General features: G+C 67.0%; 1 protein-coding gene. It reads right to left on the bottom strand.

Translation table 11 applies throughout. The annotated features are described in order from the left end of the window. Positions 1–567 (bottom strand): MipA/OmpV family protein (locus ACXJKJ_RS31615; RefSeq protein ID WP_457395649.1); only part of this gene is annotated, 567 nt, incomplete at both ends.

The following is a 567-nucleotide window of genomic DNA, read 5'->3' on the forward strand; positions in this document are numbered from 1 at the left end:
GCAGTGGACAGGATGGAGCGGCGTACCGATGCGGTCGCGGTCCAGTGCGCACCGAGCGGCATCACGGCGGTCAGGTCCATGTAGGGCGATACGCCGCTGCCGGCACGATAGCGGGCCAGGCCGCTGCGCCGCGCTTCGGCTTCGCTGACGCCGAAGTAATAATCGTTGAGGGCGCTGCCGGCGTAGTTCACACCGACCCCGGGCACCAGCGTGACGCGGCCGGTGGGCAATGGATAGGCGTACTTGGCGTCGGCGGAAACGCCACCGCCATGACCACTCACTTCGGCCTGCACGTTGGCCTGCACCAGGCCCCACGGCGCGGTGTGCCGCACCGCTACGCCGGCCATCGCCGAGAAGCCGCGATTGGACAGCTGGCGCAGGCGCACGTCGTCGCTGTCGTTGTGTTTGAAGCGCATCATGTACGGCGCGGCCAGCACCGACAGTTCCGTGCTGTCGTTGTCGAACAGCGTGTAGCCGAAGCTGCCTCCACGGAAATGGAATCGGCGGCCTTCGTAGCTGATCACCGGCGCACCGACGGTGTCGGTCTTGTAGCCGGTGTAGGGCGAT

This window comes from Roseateles sp. P5_E1 (assembly GCF_054049335.1).